Source organism: Vibrio sp. 1401, from assembly GCF_033340295.1.
The window spans coordinates 48,207-64,451 of record NZ_JAWOWF010000001.1 but is presented as its reverse complement, the minus strand read 5'-3'; the positions used below and the strand labels follow the sequence as shown (position 1 = coordinate 64,451).

Genomic DNA, 16,245 nt, shown 5'->3' with positions numbered 1-16,245 from the left:
TCCAAGCTCTGGCGGCTTTTTCCATCTTAGAAATCGGTAGGGATAAAATGCCCCGAGCCAAAACTCGGGGCGAAGTTGGCGTTATTTCGCCATTAAGTCTGATGGGATTTCGATGCCCATTTCTTTGTAGTAACGCGCCGCACCTGGGTGAAGAGGCACTGGCAAGCCAGCAATCGCTTTCTCAATCGCCATTGCTTTTGTTGCTTTGTGGATGCCTTGTAGGAAAGGCAGGTTCTCGTAAATTGCTTTGGTTAGCTGGTAAACGTCTTCTTCCGAGATATCTTCACGAACTGCCAAGAAGTTTGGCTGTGCAATGGTAGTGATCGGCTTATCTAGACCTGGATACGTGTTCGCTGGGATCTCGTACTTCGTCCATAGGTTGTAATTGCCGTTCGCCTCTTTGATTTGTTCGTCAGTAAACGAAAGAATCGAAATGTCTTTACCCAACGCAGCAAAAGCTTGAGTGACCGCACCAACAGGTACACCCGCAGGCGTGTTCATGCCGTCAATGGTGCCGTTTTGAAGTGCGCTCGCACTGCCGCCGTAACCCATGTAAGCAAGATTGAATTTATCAGGGTCGACCTTCAGACCTTTCATGATTTGGCGACCAGAGTTCTCAGTTCCTGAGTTCTTCTTACCGATAGAGAACTTCTTGCCATCTAGGTTGTTCAGATCAGTCACTGTGCCCGTTTTTGCTAGGTCAGAGCGAACAATAAAGTGCTCAACGTTTTGCCAAAGCATAGAGACTGAGCGCAGTTGTTCTTGGCGACCGCTCTTCTCATAAGGACCTTCACCAGACCAAGCCCACGCACCGTAAAGGCCTTGTAGAATCGCGAACTGTGCTTCGTTTTCATTCAGCAGTTTAACGTTTTCACCAGAGCCCGCAGAGCTGATTGCAGAAAGGGAGAAGTGGTGCTTTGGTGCCAACTTCACTTTGCTTAACGTCGCCAACGCTACGCCCACAGGGTAGTAAGTACCACCTGTCGATGCCGTTGCAAGAATATAGCTACGATCTTCTGCCGCAGCGTTAGCAGCAATACCAAAAGAAGTCACAGCGACAGCCAAAGCTTTTACCAGCTTATTCATTTTCATTATTACTCTCCGTGTAGTCGTTTCACGATTGGGGATTTACATCATGTTAAACCTTTATTAACAACACATTCCCTAGAGCAATTGAAATGCCAACTTTTAACCCTTTGTATTTATTGAACTAAGAGCTGAAAGACATCAAAAATGAGCAAAATCATGCTGATTTGATAGCAAAGTAATGAGCAAGATCTTGCTCATTGAAGAGGAGAAGGTTGCACGCCTAGATCGCAAAAGGTTAATAAAATGTGATCAAGACAAAATAAATGCACGATTCACTAATAAGCAATATTTTGCCGATGCAATTTTGGATTGAATTGCAACTAATGAGCGTCTTAACAATAAGAAGAAAAAGCGCATCATTCTAAACTGCTCAATTTATCAGCTGAGGTTTATAGCCTAAACGACTACAAATAGCACAAAAATACAGCAAAGAAAGCCATGTTACAAAAATGAAAAGTCATTTATTCTAATTTTTAATTTAAAAAGCAGCTCGATCCACCAGTTCAGAAATAAACATTGACCGTATCAACTTATTTTCTACTTTGGGGTTGTGCCAATGGCCCTATGTTCGTTAGTGTAACAACACGCCAAGGCAAACGTATTCCTTGGTATTTTTTCGTCTTTAAGGATCACCCATGTCAGCAACTGCGCAATTACAATTCGCTTTAAAACGCCCATCTGGCGTTGCTGCTGCGATCCTCCTGCTCTCTCTGAAACTGATTCAGAGCTGACAGGCTATATCTAAACTTTCTGTCAGCTTGAGAAGAAGCTGACGGGAACACCACATACTCCTCCCATTCCTTTCAGTTTCTTCCAAGCGAAACATAAGAGGAATAACAATGTTAAGCGCACGCAATATCGCCGCTTTGGGCTTCATGACTTTCGCCATGTACTTAGGCGCGGGTAACCTGATCTTCCCTCCATTTTTGGGTTACCAAGCAGGTGAAAACTTTCTGAGCGGGATGTCTGGCTTCCTCTTGACGGGTGTAGGTCTGCCTGCGATGGCACTGGTGATGGTGGCTATCGTAAACGGTTCAGACAAATTAACCGCTGCCCTACCTAAACCTTTGGCGACCAGTTTTTGGGTGATGGTGTTTATCGTGATTGGCCCTGCGTTCGTGATCCCACGTGCGATTACCGTCGCTTACCAATTTAGCTTTGCACCAATGTTTGGTGATGCCGCTTTGGTGCCTTTCACTATTGCCTTCTGTGCTATCACCATTCTATTTGCCCTATATCCGGGTAAGTTGGTCGACAACCTAGGCAAGATCTTAACGCCTGCCTTGATGGGTATCTTGATCATCATGTCTGTGACGGCTTTGATTTCTCCTGCAGGTGAGCTAACTACCGCAACAGGACCATACGTATCTGGCGCATTTGCTGAAGGCTTGACCCAAGGCTACATGACCATGGATGCGCTAGGTTCTATCGGTTTTGGTTGGATTATCTTCCGCGCGATTCGCAGCATGGGTGTGGATAGCCCGAAAGCCACTGCAAAATACACACTAATTGCTGCTTTAATGTACGCGGTTGCCATGGCATTTGTTTACATCTCATTGGCTTACATTGGCTCAACAAGCTCATACTTAGGCTCTGAATTCAGTAACGGTGGCGACATCTTAACGGCATTCACCTTTAGCCACTTCGGCGCATTTGGCTCACTATTACTAGGGGCCGTGATGGTATTGGCGTGTTTGACTACTGCTATCGGCGTAACCACCGCAGGCAGTGAGTTCTACGACAACACTTTCAGCAAAGTGAACTACAAAGGCTGCGTTATCACGACCATGGTATTGGCAGGTTTGATCGCTAACGTAGGTCTAGAGCAACTATTGGCTATCACATTGCCAGCGGTTGTGGCGCTTCACCCAGTCGCGATTGCGTTGATGGTCATGGCACCAGTGCGCAACAAGATGTCACAAATCATGGTGGTAGCGACGGCGTTCACTGCTTTAACGTTTGGTTGTGTTGATGCGCTGCACATCCTAGGTTACATGCCAGATTCCACCGATGAGTGGATGGGTAATTACATGCCTCTGTACAATGACTTTGCTAGCTGGATTATGCCTAGCGTATTTATGATGATTGTTGGTCTGCTGTTTACGACGAAAACCAACCAAACCGAACAATTCGAGCTGGTGAATGAATAGCCGTTTAACATAAGACATCGCTCAATAAGTGAGTTACTATGTAGCTCGCTTATTGATATCAGGCAAAGGAGTTGCCTGAATGAAAGATTGATATGGGTCGCCTATGGATAATCAGTATCTAGACATCAGAACACTGAACTTTATCGTTATTCTGTTCTCTTGCATTTACTCTATTAGTCTGCTTTGTTATCAATACACTCAGGGTAGAGTCAAAGGCCTAAAAACCTTCTCGATATCACTACTGTTTATTGGTTTAGGTCCTTTTTTACTTGGCTTTAGAGGCTCTGCGCCAGACTGGCTGACCATCGTCATAGCCAACACTCTCATATTAGTCGGCTTCTTGCTTACGCTATATAGCGTAAGCATTTTTCGTCAATACCCTTTAAAATTGGCTCACTGTCTCACCTTGTTAACACCTGTTTTTAGTGGTTCATTTTACTATTTCACCTTCCATGACCCTTCTATCAAAAGCCGTATTATTTATCTGAGCACGTATATTTGTATCGTCACCTTCTTTAGTGGTGTCGCCATGCTTAAAGGTACCCAAAAGGACTTAAAGCTCCCTGTTAAAGCAATGGCTTACTCTTTCTTTGGATTTAGTTTTTTTATGGGATTTAGGGCGCTTTGGAGTACTTTTTCAGGTGAGTTACCAAGTTTTATGGTCGCAGGCCTTATCCATCAGCTGACTTTCTTATTTAGCATCTGCCTGATCGTTGCTTTGAGCTTTAGTATGCTGTGGTTAATTAACGGACGCTTGGTGCAATCCATTAATGCTCTCTCTCATTTAGATGCACTCACAGGGCTATATAATCGTCGAGCCATGGAAGAAATCGTTCCAAACTTGGTTAGTAAAGCACATAAAAAAAACCAAGCAATCAGCATTATTATGACTGATGTCGACAAGTTCAAAGCGATTAATGATCACTATGGTCACACGGTTGGCGACTCCGTCATGGCAACGATCTCCACTATTTTTAAAAAGCATCTTCCTGAGTCAGCCTGCATTGTGCGATTTGGTGGTGACGAGTTCATGATTGTTTTGCTCGAAAAAGCACAGCAAGCCAAAATTTTCGCAGAGCAAATTCGCCTTGCGGTCGAAACTGAAACCGCTTTGCAATCATTTAAAACTGAAGTGACCATGAGCTTTGGTATCAGTCAGTTATCTGAGGGGCAATCACTTCAAGAGGCGCTTGCTGAAGCAGACGAAGCGCTATATAGCTCTAAACATACAGGAAGGAACCTCGTTACCTTGTTTGGAGAAGGTAAAGACCTAAATTATAAGTTTGTCCCAGCTCCTGCCAAAAGCGCATAACATGTTTGTTATGCCAGTGATTTCGAATTAGCTAGAAATCGCACTAAGTATAGTCGGAGCGATTCAAACCAAACTTCTGCATCTTTTGGTTAAGGGTTCGACGTGGTAAATCCAACTCCTGCATCACCTCATTGATGCGTCCATGATGCCTGACTAAAGAATCATGCAGCACTTTACGCTCAAAATTATGTAGCTGAATCGCCAACGGAACGCCTGCTTGTGTCTCTTCGGTTGTAGAAGATGGTCGACTGGAGAGAATTTCCATCACGGAGACGGTTTCATCCAGAGCAAAACGCATTGCTACATTTCTAAGCTCACGCACGTTACCGGGCCAAGCGTAAGCAAGAATGGCTTTTCTATCGGCTTCACTCAGCGGACGACTCTCAGGGTTACTTTTCAGGGCAAAGTGTTCGAACAAGATCAACGCGTCTTCTTCTCGCTCACGTAGCGGAGGCAAATAGATCTGCGCCACATTAAGACGATAGTACAAATCCTGACGAAACTCGTCATGCTCATTGAGATCTTCTTTCGCGGCGGCGATCACTCTTAAATCAACCGAGATCTGTTGGTTACCCCCAACGCGCTCAACCGTATGTTCCTGTAATGAACGCAACACTTTCACCTGCATAGACAGTGGCATACTCTCGATTTCATCAAAGAATAAAGTGCCTTTATCCGCGTATTCCAACTTACCAATGCGCTTTTTACCCGCTCCGGTAAATGCCCCTGCTTCATGTCCAAACAGCTCACTTTCAAACAGGTTCTCAGGAATAGCGCCACAGTTGATTGGCACAAAATGATAGGATCTGCGTTGGCTTTCATTATGCAAACTGGTCGCCACCAGCTCTTTACCACAACCTGTTTCGCCGTAAATGATCACGTTAGTATCAATGCGTGCTAACTTGGCAACTTGTTCTCTAAGCTGTTGCATCACACGGCTTCGGCCAATCAGCACTTCTTCTAAGCCGCTAACGCTAGATAGATACTCTTGGCGATCTTGAGTAGACGTTTGTGCGCGATAACTCTCGACCGCATCGGTCACTCGCTGGGATAGGCGCTCAGGTTGGAAAGGTTTCTCGATAAAATCGAACGCACCGTTTTGCAACGCCCCAACTGCCATATCGACATCACCATGTCCGGTGATCAAAATAACTGGCGTTGGGATGTGATTAGCAATCAGGCTTTCTAGTATCGACAAGCCGTCGGTGTCCGGCAGGCGAACATCACTGACAATCGCATCAAATTCTTGGCTAAGAATGGCCGCTTTCCCCTCTTCTCCTAAACTGAATGCGGTCACGTCGAACCCCGCCAGTTGCAGCCACTGACTGGTAGCCTGACGAACAATGTCATCGTCTTCGATAAGTGCAATTTTAGGGGTGTCGTCAAAAGCCATGAGTTACTACCGTAGGTGGAATAGAAATCGCTCTTTGCTAACGGTAGCAAAAACCACTGAGGAGAAAAGGAGCTAGATCTCACTTCTTGCTTACAAGTCTTTAACATCCAACCAGTTAGGCGCACTCTTTAATGACTCTCGGTGAGAACGCACTAGCTGAACGGAGTCAGTATGCAGCGCAAAAGGAATGGCAAAACGTGGCTTGTGGTCGTAATTGCAACAGTGCTGATGTTGTCTTGTTATAGCGCCAGCAGAGAGGTTGCTCGTCAATGGTTGAGCGTACAAACTCAAACCGAAGCTCAACAAAAACTGCTCGACTATATCGGTGAAGTTCGCCGTGCACTCAAACGCTTCTATCACTTGCCTTACCTTGTCACCAATAATCCGGAAACCATCGCGTTTGTAAAAGGAAACCGGACTTATTACGAGCCATTGCAAACCCAACTGACTCAGCTAGATAAAGCCGCCAATACGGAAGGTTGGCTAATCCTGTCTAACTCTGGCGAAGTATTGGTCTCGAGTTTAATCGAAGAGCGCTTTAGCCTATCTGACCGAAAAGCCATTGTGGAACAAATTCACAATCAAGGCGGCGGTGTTTCCTTGGTGAACAAAACCAAAGGTTCGAGTCCGTTGTATTATCTTGCAGCCCCTATCTACGACGGTCTGGATATAGCAGGCATTGTGGTGGTGCAAATCAACCTCAGCTTATTGACCGAACAGACTATTACTAGCCAAGACATCATTACGTTGCAGAACCGTCAGCAACGCTTTTTCCTATCGAGCAGCTCGCTCTATAACGCAGACTGGTTTAACGAACCAAGCAACGCCGTTCAGTTAGAAACGCAGCGCTTATACGACAACACTAATATCAGTGTGTGGACGCTCAATCAGCAACGCTATTTTGCGCACACCGTTAAATTGGATGATTTGAATTGGTACGTCAGCTACCTCACCCCTTCTAAGCCGATTCAACAAACCATCAACGTGATTGGTTGGAGCGTAGCGGCGCTGCTCTTGTTGGTTGTATTACTCGTCATCATTGGTCTACAACGTCGACAAAAGCACATCAATCAACAACGAATTCAAGCCCTGTTGGAAGAGTCCCAACGCCGCTTGAAACAGATGATCAATAAAACCCACGTTGGTTTGCTATTGATTGATGAACAAGGGCAACTGTTCGATCTCAACCCAATGGCGAAGCGTTTGTTCTGTTTACCAGAGAGCGTCAATCGACACGCTTTTGCTTGGGAATTATTCGACGCAGGCAACCCCAATTCCACCACACTTAAGTTGCTCAAGGACTTGCCTAAGCATAAAGAGCTCGCAGAGATCAGCACGGTCGAAACCATTGCCAGACGCAGCGATGGAAGCGTCTTCCCTGTCCTGTTCTCGCTAACCAGTTTCCCTTGGCATGGCGAGCAGTATTTCCTTGCAACGATCATAGACATCAGTAAGCGGAAAAAAGCCGAGCAATCGCTGCAACAGGTCAACCAAGAACTGGCGCAACGGGTAGAAGAGCGAACTCAAGCGCTAAAAGAAGCGCAAAACCAATTAATTGAATCGAGCAAAATGGCCGCCTTGGGTCGCATGTCGAGCGCGATTACTCATGAGCTCAATCAGCCACTGACAGGCTTGCGTACCCTGCTCACCACGAACGAACTGCTGGCGGAACGCGGCGAAACCGAGATGATGAAAGCCAACAATGTTTTGGTGCAAAAGCTGATTGATCGTATGGCAAGCATGACCAGTCAGCTGAAGACGTTCGCCTACAACAAACCAGAAAGCCTACAAGCAATTTCTCTTACTTCCGCACTCGAAGAGACCCTACGCGTTTATCAAACCCAACTAGACAAAGTGGATGTGCGTGTTCGAGTTGCTCATGACTTACCTAACATCTTGGGTGAAGAACAACGACTGCTTCAGGTACTCGGTAATCTTGTCTCGAATGCGCTAGACGCAATGAACCATACCACCAACCCGCAGCTCAGCTTGATCGTCAATCCAACCGACAATCAGGTCGAACTGATCGTCAGTGATAATGGCTGCGGCGTGTCGAATGAGATGCTTGAATCCATGTTTGAACCCTTCCAAACCTCAAAGAAAATTGGTGAAGGGTTGGGGCTGGGTTTAGCGATTACGGCCAACAATATGCGTGATATGAACGGACAAATTACCGTGCATAAGAATGAACAAAATGGGCTGACTTTCACTCTATTGTTCAAATCAGCCTAGGTTGATATTGATTACAAAATCATCATTAGAACTAAGCATCCCCGCTGTTTGAGAAAAATACGATCTCGATACAAGTATCGAGGTGTCTCCTACACTATTCTCAAGCAATAAATCCACAAACATTTCCTAAATATAAAGAGTGAGAAACATGATTAAGTTTCCTGAACATTTTCTTTGGGGTGGTGCCATTGCTGCAAACCAAGTAGAAGGGGCGTACAACCTTGGGGGTAAAGGGTTATCGACATCAGACATGCTGCCAAACGGTATTTTGAGTCCGCATCAAACCCGTGAAGAGCGTACACCGGGTATCAAAGACGTGGCGATCGACTTCTACAATCGCTACCCAGAAGACATCGCGCTGTTCAAAGAGATGGGCTTTAACTGTCTGCGTCTCTCTTTGGCATGGAGCCGCATCTTCCCGAACGGGGACGAACTAGAACCTAACGAAGAAGGTTTGGCGTTCTACGATAAAATTTTTGACGAACTTGCCGAGCACAACATCCAACCTTTCGTGACATTATCTCACTACGAAATGCCTTACGCACTGGTCGAGAACTACGGTGGTTGGGGCGATCGTCGCGTCATCGAATTCTTCGAACGTTATGCTCGCACCGTGCTGGAACGCTACAAAGACAAAGTGAAGCTGTGGTTAACGTTCAACGAAATCAACATGTCTCTACACGCACCATTTACTGGTGTTGGTTTGCAAGAAGACGCCAGTGAACAAGAGATTTACCAAGCGATTCACCACCAACTAGTCGCCAACGCAAAAGCGGTAAAACTGTGTCAGCAAATCGTACCAAACGGCAAGATTGGTAACATGCTGCTTGGCGCAATCAACTACCCATATACCTGTAACCCTGATGACGTGCTTGCTGCAATGCATGAAAACAACAAGTGGTTGTTCTTCGGTGATGTGCAAACACGTGGTCAGTACCCTGGCTACATGAAGCGTTACTTCCGCGAAAACGGCATTGAAATTCAGATGGAAGCAGGCGACTTAGAAGAAATTGCGTCTGCGAGTGTCGACTTCATCTCATTCAGCTACTACGCAAGTGGCTGTGCAAGTGCAGACCCGAAACAGAAGGAAGTGGGTAACATTGTCGATAGCGTACCAAACCCATATCTTGAGAAGAGCCAATGGGGCTGGTTGATCGATCCAAAAGGCCTGCGCATTCTGCTGAACTTCCTTCACGATCGCTACCAAAAACCACTGTTTGTCGTAGAAAACGGCTTAGGTGCACGTGATGAAATCGATGAAAACGGTGAGATTCAAGATGATTACCGCATCGCTTACTTGAACGACCACCTTGTGCAAGCACACGAAGCGATTCTGGATGGCGTTGAGTTGATGGGCTTTACCAGCTGGGGGCCAATCGATTTGGTCGCGAACTCAACCGCTGAGATGAGCAAACGTTACGGCTTTATCTATGTCGATCGTTATGATGATGGGCAAGGAACGCTAGAACGTAAACGTAAGAAAAGCTTTTTCTGGTATCAAGACGTGATTCGTACTTCAGGCGGTTCATTGAAAAGCTAAGCCTGTTGTCTAGGTACAAAGTGCAACTAGGCATTCGCCTAAACCATCAAGCCCTGCAATTGCAGGGCTTGAATTTTAAGGTGTTTATTCATTTAGAGATTAAACTGCAATCTCTCCACCGTCTTCACGGCGAATAACCACTGTCGCCGCTCGTGGGCGCACAGAAACACCAGCAGGCGTTTCTTCGGCTGCATCTTCACTGTATGGCCAGTTGCCTGGGTGCTGAATATTCACAAACAATGATTTGTAATCAGGGCTGATGGTAAAGCCTGTTACTTCACAACCATTTGGTCCGACAAAGAAGCGTTTCAATTCAGCTTGATTATCCGCACCAATCACAGCTTGATCACCATTCTCATCTGTTAGCTTAGATGGAACAACAGCCAACATTTGATCATTGGTGTAAGACGTGACTTCATCTGCGCCGTTATCAGTCTGAATCCACAAAATACCACGGCCATCAAACGCTAATCCGTCTGGGCTCGCAAACTGGTTTAACTCATTCAAGCCAGAACGGTTGGTATCTGCATCACCATTTGCTGGCGAACCAAACACAAAGATATCCCAAGTAAAGTCAGTTGCTGAAGCACCTTCATCCCAACGGATAACATGACCAAACTTATTATTCAAACGTGGATTCGCAGGATTGGTTTCATCTGTACGGCGCGTATTGTTCGTCAATGTTAAATATACTGAACCCGTGAATGGATCAACCGTACACCACTCTGGTCGATCCATTGGTGTTGCCCCAACTAAATCCGCCGCACCCGCAGTATTGATGATAATTTCAGCCAGTGAATCAAAGTGATCCGCTAACGTACCACCAGCGGTTGTTACGCTATCAAGCGTTAATGGTAACCAAGTACCTGTGCTGTCTTCATTGAAGCGCGCCACATACAGTGTGCCTTCGTCCATGTACTTGTCACCCATCGCCAAGCGGTTATCAGGGTTAGCATCTGCTGGATCCCACGCTGCCGCAGATTCAAATTTGTATAGGTATTCAAAGCGAGAATCGTGACCAGAATAAAATACCACTGGTTTGCCTTCTTCAAGCTTACCGAAAGTACAGCCCTCGTGACGGAAACGACCTAGCGCAGTACGTTTCTTCGCACGTGAGTTTTGCGTGTAAGGGTCAATCTCGACAATGTAACCGTGACCATTGGCTTCATTACGGTAATCATCCATCGCACTTGCTCCTGTTGGAGCCACATTAAAGCGAGAGAACTCATCAAGACGCTCTTCTGCATTACCTGCTAATGTCTCCCACAAGTAGCGTGTGCTTTGGTCATCAACACCAATGCGATCTTGCTCTTCTGTACGAGTCCCGGCGTTAACAAAGTAACCAGGCCAGTTCTCTTCACACGTTAAGTAAGTGCCCCACGGCGTGTAGCCGTTGCCACAGTTGTTTAACGTACCACGCGCTTGGCTGCCATCTGGTGAGAAACGAGTGACAGTTAAAGATGTGTGGGCTACCGGGCCAGACAAATCCATGACTGTCGCACCAGTATAACGACGGTTTAGTGGGTCAGTATCAACCAACTTCCACATGTTGTCTTCCAGTTGAATGCGAACCACTGATACACCGTGCGCGTAAATCTCTTTGCGCACTTCATCTACAATGGTACGTACGCCATTTTCAACCGTCGGACCGTTTGGATGCAGTGCTGATGTGTCGATGTACTCGTGGTTAATACATAGCAAGCCATCTGTAGTGCTATCGTTCAATGGGAAAAAATGCATGCCGTCATGGTGCATGCCTAGCGCATTTAACTGATCGGTACTGGTGTTGGTACCATCATTTCGCCATGCGCTGCCTTGTGCATTAAGTGGTGTTCCCCAAGGTACTAGTACTTGTGCGGTGTAGCCTTGTGGAATTGAAACTGCGTCAGTGAGTGAGCCAGGGATAGATTCAAAGTTAAGAACGGCTTTAGATGCGCCCGAACCACTGCTTACTGTACTCCCTGAGTCAGACGAGTTACAACCAGCCAATCCGAAAGCACCAAACGCTGTCATCGCACTGATACCTAAACCACCTTTCAGAATGCTGCGTCGAGATAGGCTCGCTTCTAATACTTCTTCAAATGGTTTGTTTTCACTTTGGTTATAACGCGTCGCGTCAAAGGTTTCCTTGCTCATTTTTACTTTCCCGATCTTATAGTTTAATTAATAAATAAGTGATTAGTTGAACGGCAAGAAGTTTGGATAAGAAAAATGACAAAAGTGCTTAAAACATATGAAACTTGTGTTTCAACAATACTGCAAACCAATCAACACAGCTAACGAAGCAATTAAATTCTGGTCACATAATCACCAACTGTATCGCTTCATTCTGATTTTACTTGGGCTAAAGTGTGATAGAAGGTATAAGGTGTACGAAATCAAATCATCTACGAGAGATAATCATGAAATTAGACAAGATCGATAACAAGAGCCGTCGTATCCGTAAAAAGCTGTTCTTAGGTGAGTTCGCAATCCTAGGTTTCGAGATCAGCTGTGAAACAGACATTAACGACTTCGACCGTTACGATGCATTCGTTGATGACTTTATCGACTACATTGACGAGCTTGGTCTTTGCTTCGGTGGCGGTGGTCTAGAACTGTTTGAAGGCTTCCTATGTTCTACTGACCGTTACGGCAGTGCGACTGAAGAACAGAAAGCGCAAGTTATCAAATGGTTAGAAGCACGCCCAGAAGTGAAAAGCGCGCAAGCGGGCGAACTAGTTGACGCCAACTACCTGTAACTAAAGGGCAACCTGTAATACGCAGAGCTCACTAAATGGTAGAGAAAGCTGGTCTTAAGACTGGCTTTTTTATTTTTGGAAGAATGCGATATTAAAAATAGGGTGCTTGGGAAGTTGCGCGGAGTGATTGTGGCGTTTTTGAGCTGGCAATCAACGGGAAACTGCGTTCCACAGCCAGCTCGTGCCTTTAGGTATAATTAACTATGATTTTTTAGCTGGGGCGTCTTTCGTGTCTTTCCAGTATTGAATACGCACACGATGTAGCTGAGCTCTTCTAGTCTTTTTCATAGTAAAGTCCCTCATCTTATATAAGTAACGCTCCTCATGGAGCTTATTGTCTAAGGTCGTATCCCCTTCAATCTATAAGGGAATCAATCATTTAACCGTGACCAATTTCACAACATAATGATAATTACCGATTTCTTGCAGCCTGTTTTTACTGGCAAACGGCATATTATCTATCTGACACAGTTAACTTACTCACCAGATATGACAGAAAAATGGCAATCAAGTTCCCTACTTATACTGTCATTGAATCTTAATAAGGATTAACAAGGTGGGCATTTCAGATTTACCATACTGTTTATAAAAACCGCAAGAATTTTTATTTCTTTTCAAACAAATCTCTACTCAAGATCAATTCACTTTCATCTTTATCGTCTCCCTTTTAACGCATTGTGATCCAGTTCAATCCACAGAACTCGGAACAAAAAGCGCACATTAATACATTCACCACCAAACTTGTGCGAGATCTCTTACAAGAGTTGTAAGCAAATAGATTAACCACCGCTAAGAGCAATGCCAAAAAAAACATTAAACATATGATTTAACAGTAATATTTAAATTCACTTAAAATAATAAGTAAAAATAATTTAGAAAAGTTAATTGAGTCAAATCAGCAAAACATCAATACTCAATTTGTCGACAGGATGTTGGCGGGAACAGGAAAAAAGCCTAAAGGATTGGGTATCTTCAGGATGAAGATTTGATAGCTTAGGATGAGTTATCAGCAAGGATGTAGTTAAGCTCTAGGATAGAGTTCGCCCGTCAGGATGATAGGCAAGAATGGACACCGCTAGGAAGGCGATGAACAAGGAACTCGGTTAAAGGACTTAGCCACAATCAAGGATAGATGCAGGGAGCACCTATTAGTAGCTGGATTGCTGCGAAAAAGAATAAGCCCCGTCTGGGAAACCAGGCGGGGTTTTATTTTGTCTGTAATGTATTGATAGCGATTCATCTTTATCGTTTAAGTCTTCTCTGTTTTCATAAAACACCGTGCTATCATTTTCTTTACGTCTCCCAACAAAGCTCTCAGAAAATCACACACTATGCTTAATCCTGTTTGGTTACATACATTTAAGACATTGATTGAAGTCGGTCATTTTACGCAAACGGCAGAAAAACTTTTTATGACTCAGCCTGGCGTCAGCCAACATATCAAAAAATTAGAGCAAAGTTGTCAGCATGCCTTGATCAAGCGCGAAAACAAAAGCTTCGAATTAACCGAACAAGGCAGGATTGTCTACGCATATGCGCTCGAGTTAGAAGATAGAGAGAAGAAGCTGCTCGAAGAGCTCAGTTTTGATGATGCATTTTCAGGCCACTGTAAACTGGCTTGTTCTGGTGCAATGGCGTTAATGTTGTATGGGCCCATTTTGGAGAAGCAAAAACAGCACCCGAGCTTATCGTTACATTTAGAAGCCGCGCCAAATCAATCTATTCTCAACGCCATAACGCAAGGGCACATTGATATTGGTATCGTGACTGATGTTCCCAACAAAGGTCTGTTTCACAGTGAGCGAATTGGTAAAGAGAGGTTGTGCTTGGTTCTGCCAAAGCAATATCAAAATAAGCAGATAACGCCACAACTCTTGCATGACCTGATGCCGAGCATTACATGACGCTGTTTTTTGACCAATGTGAAGAACCACAGCTCCAAGAAATTAAGATGAGCGATTTACCATTATCCGGCTACGTAAATCAGTTGAGCCAAATTTTGCTGCCTGTCAGCAAAGGACTTGGCTTCACCGTGCTGCCTCAAAGTGCGGTCGACAATTTTCCACTAAAAGACACGTTATACATTGCTCAACTGAAAAACACTGTATGTGAAGAGCTATTTCTGGTTCGTAAGCGCAGTCGTGCTCTACCTCTGCGCTATCAGACCATCAAAGAAGTGTTATTGGATGTGATCGGTGGCGCGCATCAATGATGTTAGCCACTCTTCGCTGGTAATGCGTTCCTCTTGGCAATCCACCCAATATGGTTTGCCAGATAACCAGCTCTTTGACGCGACCTCTTTTATAAACACATCCACGGAATCAACGTCATCTTTGGCGTAATCCCATTTATTACGCATGTGTTCTGCCGCTTCTTGATTAGTGTACGCCTTGCCGTTGCGGATAAAGGTGCAAGAGGATTGCTCAACTCGTTTTATCAACGTCGAGATATCTTGCTCTACCCCTGCTAGTGCAAAGGTAGGCAGAATGCTTAATGTAAGTAACAACGTCCACTTTGCTTTCATCGCACCTTTATCCTTATCCCTGACCACGTAACTACTAATAGTAACTACTGATAAGTGACTTAACTATTCTGGTGTTTGGCTGTTTAGCTCAGCAATTATTGCCACCATGCCTTAGCAGGCTGAGGCTCCGCAATCGCCAAGCGTTGACCAATCTCAGGGCTCACCAACGTAACACCGCGCTCTTCACTGATGTCTAACGCACGTTGCATTGGCTCATTCCAATCGTGCATTGATAAATCAAACGTGCTGTTATGGATCGGCATCATCACTTTGCCCTGCACATCGATGTGTGCTTGAACGCTTTGCTCTGGGAACATGTGAATGTCTGACCAGAGTTCATTGTACGCACCTGTTTCAATCATGGTGAAGTCAAACGGACCGTACTTTTCGCCAATCTCTTTAAAGCCATTGAAGTAACCAGAGTCACCACTGAAGAACACTTTGTGTTGTTGTGCATTGATAACCCAACTGCCCCACAGCGTCGTATCGCGGTCTGTCAAACCTCGACCAGAGAAATGCTGAGTCGGAGTTAGTGTATATTCAATGCCGTCAACAGAGTGTGACTCCCACCAGTCTAGTTCGATCACTTTCTCTTTGGGTACACCCCAATTCACCAGTAATTGGCCTACTTTTAACGGCACCAAGAAAGTGCCCACCTTGTCGCCTAGCACTTTAATAGAAGCTTTATCTAGGTGATCGTAATGGTCATGACTGATCACCACCACATCGATAGTTGGCAAATCTTCTATCGTGATGGGGGTTTGGTGAAAGCGTTTTGGCCCTGCCCATTGTACAGGAGACGCGCGATCACTGAATACAGGGTCGGTCATTACCAGTTTTCCATCGAGCTTCATTAATACGCTTGAATGACCCAGACGATAGATGACGTCATCTTGCTCTTCTAACAGTTGCCGCGCTGTGATCGCATGCACTGGAATTTCAATCGTTGGTGTTGGGTTAAGGCGCTCAGTCGTAAAATACGCTTTCATGATTTCGAACATGTCGCCCAAACCGCTTTTGTATTCCAACTCTATGTTTGAAAATTTGTCCGGGTATGTTGGCGCTTTTTCAGTATCAACATTAGAACAAGAAATCATTGATGTACCCATCGCGAACGCTCCTACTGTGGCTAGCAAAGTTTTTTTCATAAAAAGTTAACCCGAACAAAAGTAAACTACACGGTGCAGTTTACATTCTAATTATCAAAAGTAAACTACTTAGTGTAAAATAGATCAAGAAATGATCTTCTTAACTTAGCAAGCTT

10 protein-coding genes and 1 pseudogene are annotated in these 16,245 nt (G+C 45.0%); 6 read left to right on the top strand and 5 right to left on the bottom strand.

Features of this window, described 5'->3' with window-relative positions:
• Positions 1-81: 81 nt before the first annotated feature.
• Positions 82-1,092: a TAXI family TRAP transporter solute-binding subunit gene (locus R7Z77_RS00280; protein ID WP_005374185.1), complete on the bottom strand. Its 1,011-nt coding sequence runs from the start codon at positions 1,090-1,092 to the stop codon at positions 82-84.
• Between the two features lie 836 nt (positions 1,093-1,928).
• Here R7Z77_RS00280 and brnQ point away from each other — a divergent pair.
• A complete protein-coding gene (gene brnQ, locus R7Z77_RS00275) occupies positions 1,929-3,239 on the top strand; it encodes a branched-chain amino acid transport system II carrier protein (RefSeq protein ID WP_064354484.1) in 1,311 nt (436 codons plus the stop codon).
• A 103-nt stretch (positions 3,240-3,342) separates the two neighbouring features.
• On the top strand, positions 3,343-4,551 hold the full coding sequence (locus tag R7Z77_RS00270) for a GGDEF domain-containing protein (protein WP_064354483.1): 1,209 nt from the start codon (positions 3,343-3,345) through the stop codon (positions 4,549-4,551).
• Positions 4,552-4,594: 43 nt separating this feature from the next.
• Here the strand turns inward: R7Z77_RS00270 and R7Z77_RS00265 are convergent, their stop codons facing one another.
• Positions 4,595-5,944: a sigma-54-dependent transcriptional regulator gene (locus tag R7Z77_RS00265; protein ID WP_064354482.1), complete on the bottom strand. Its 1,350-nt coding sequence runs from the start codon at positions 5,942-5,944 to the stop codon at positions 4,595-4,597.
• 171 nt (positions 5,945-6,115) lie between these two features.
• Between R7Z77_RS00265 and R7Z77_RS00260 the strand changes: the two genes are divergently transcribed.
• Positions 6,116-8,176: a sensor histidine kinase gene (locus R7Z77_RS00260; RefSeq protein ID WP_064354481.1), complete on the top strand. Its 2,061-nt coding sequence runs from the start codon at positions 6,116-6,118 to the stop codon at positions 8,174-8,176.
• Between the two features lie 148 nt (positions 8,177-8,324).
• The gene (locus R7Z77_RS00255) at positions 8,325-9,716 is read left to right on the top strand and encodes a glycoside hydrolase family 1 protein (RefSeq protein ID WP_064354480.1); all 1,392 of its coding nucleotides are present in this window, start codon (positions 8,325-8,327) and stop codon (positions 9,714-9,716) included.
• Between the two features lie 99 nt (positions 9,717-9,815).
• Here R7Z77_RS00255 and R7Z77_RS00250 read toward each other — a convergent pair whose 3' ends face one another.
• Positions 9,816-11,852 (bottom strand): PhoX family protein, encoded by a 2,037-nt coding sequence (locus tag R7Z77_RS00250; protein WP_005374207.1) that lies wholly within the window; start codon positions 11,850-11,852, stop codon positions 9,816-9,818.
• A 266-nt stretch (positions 11,853-12,118) separates the two neighbouring features.
• Here R7Z77_RS00250 and R7Z77_RS00245 point away from each other — a divergent pair, with 266 nt between their 5' ends.
• Positions 12,119-12,457: a YggL family protein gene (locus R7Z77_RS00245; protein ID WP_005374208.1), complete on the top strand. Its 339-nt coding sequence runs from the start codon at positions 12,119-12,121 to the stop codon at positions 12,455-12,457.
• Between the two features lie 1,331 nt (positions 12,458-13,788).
• A pseudogene (locus tag R7Z77_RS00240) lies at positions 13,789-14,669 on the top strand (LysR family transcriptional regulator).
• Here the strand turns inward: R7Z77_RS00240 and R7Z77_RS00235 are convergent.
• Together R7Z77_RS00235 and R7Z77_RS00230 are read right to left on the bottom strand one after the other, a co-directional pair.
• On the bottom strand, positions 14,637-14,981 hold the full coding sequence (locus R7Z77_RS00235; protein ID WP_033906240.1) for a DUF5329 family protein: 345 nt from the start codon (positions 14,979-14,981) through the stop codon (positions 14,637-14,639). The pseudogene R7Z77_RS00240 and the gene R7Z77_RS00235 sit on opposite strands and share 33 nt — an antisense overlap.
• A gap of 95 nt (positions 14,982-15,076) precedes the next feature.
• Entirely contained in the window at positions 15,077-16,090 is a 1,014-nt protein-coding gene (locus R7Z77_RS00230) for an MBL fold metallo-hydrolase (protein ID WP_033906239.1), read from the bottom strand.
• Positions 16,091-16,245: the final 155 nt, after the last annotated feature.

Excerpts from the sequence above, each read along its gene's own strand:
- R7Z77_RS00250 (WP_005374207.1), bottom strand. The coding sequence starts at position 11,852 with ATGAGCAAGGAAACCTTTGACGCGACGCGTTATAACCAAAGTGAAAAC.
- R7Z77_RS00280 (WP_005374185.1), bottom strand. The coding sequence starts at position 1,092 with ATGAAAATGAATAAGCTGGTAAAAGCTTTGGCTGTCGCTGTGACTTCT.
- R7Z77_RS00265 (WP_064354482.1), bottom strand. The coding sequence starts at position 5,944 with ATGGCTTTTGACGACACCCCTAAAATTGCACTTATCGAAGACGATGAC.
- R7Z77_RS00255 (WP_064354480.1), top strand. The coding sequence starts at position 8,325 with ATGATTAAGTTTCCTGAACATTTTCTTTGGGGTGGTGCCATTGCTGCA.
- brnQ (WP_064354484.1), top strand. The coding sequence starts at position 1,929 with ATGTTAAGCGCACGCAATATCGCCGCTTTGGGCTTCATGACTTTCGCC.
- R7Z77_RS00270 (WP_064354483.1), top strand. The coding sequence starts at position 3,343 with ATGGATAATCAGTATCTAGACATCAGAACACTGAACTTTATCGTTATT.
- R7Z77_RS00235 (WP_033906240.1), bottom strand. The coding sequence starts at position 14,981 with ATGAAAGCAAAGTGGACGTTGTTACTTACATTAAGCATTCTGCCTACC.
- R7Z77_RS00230 (WP_033906239.1), bottom strand. The coding sequence starts at position 16,090 with ATGGGTACATCAATGATTTCTTGTTCTAATGTTGATACTGAAAAAGCG.
- R7Z77_RS00260 (WP_064354481.1), top strand. The coding sequence starts at position 6,116 with ATGCAGCGCAAAAGGAATGGCAAAACGTGGCTTGTGGTCGTAATTGCA.
- R7Z77_RS00245 (WP_005374208.1), top strand. The coding sequence starts at position 12,119 with ATGAAATTAGACAAGATCGATAACAAGAGCCGTCGTATCCGTAAAAAG.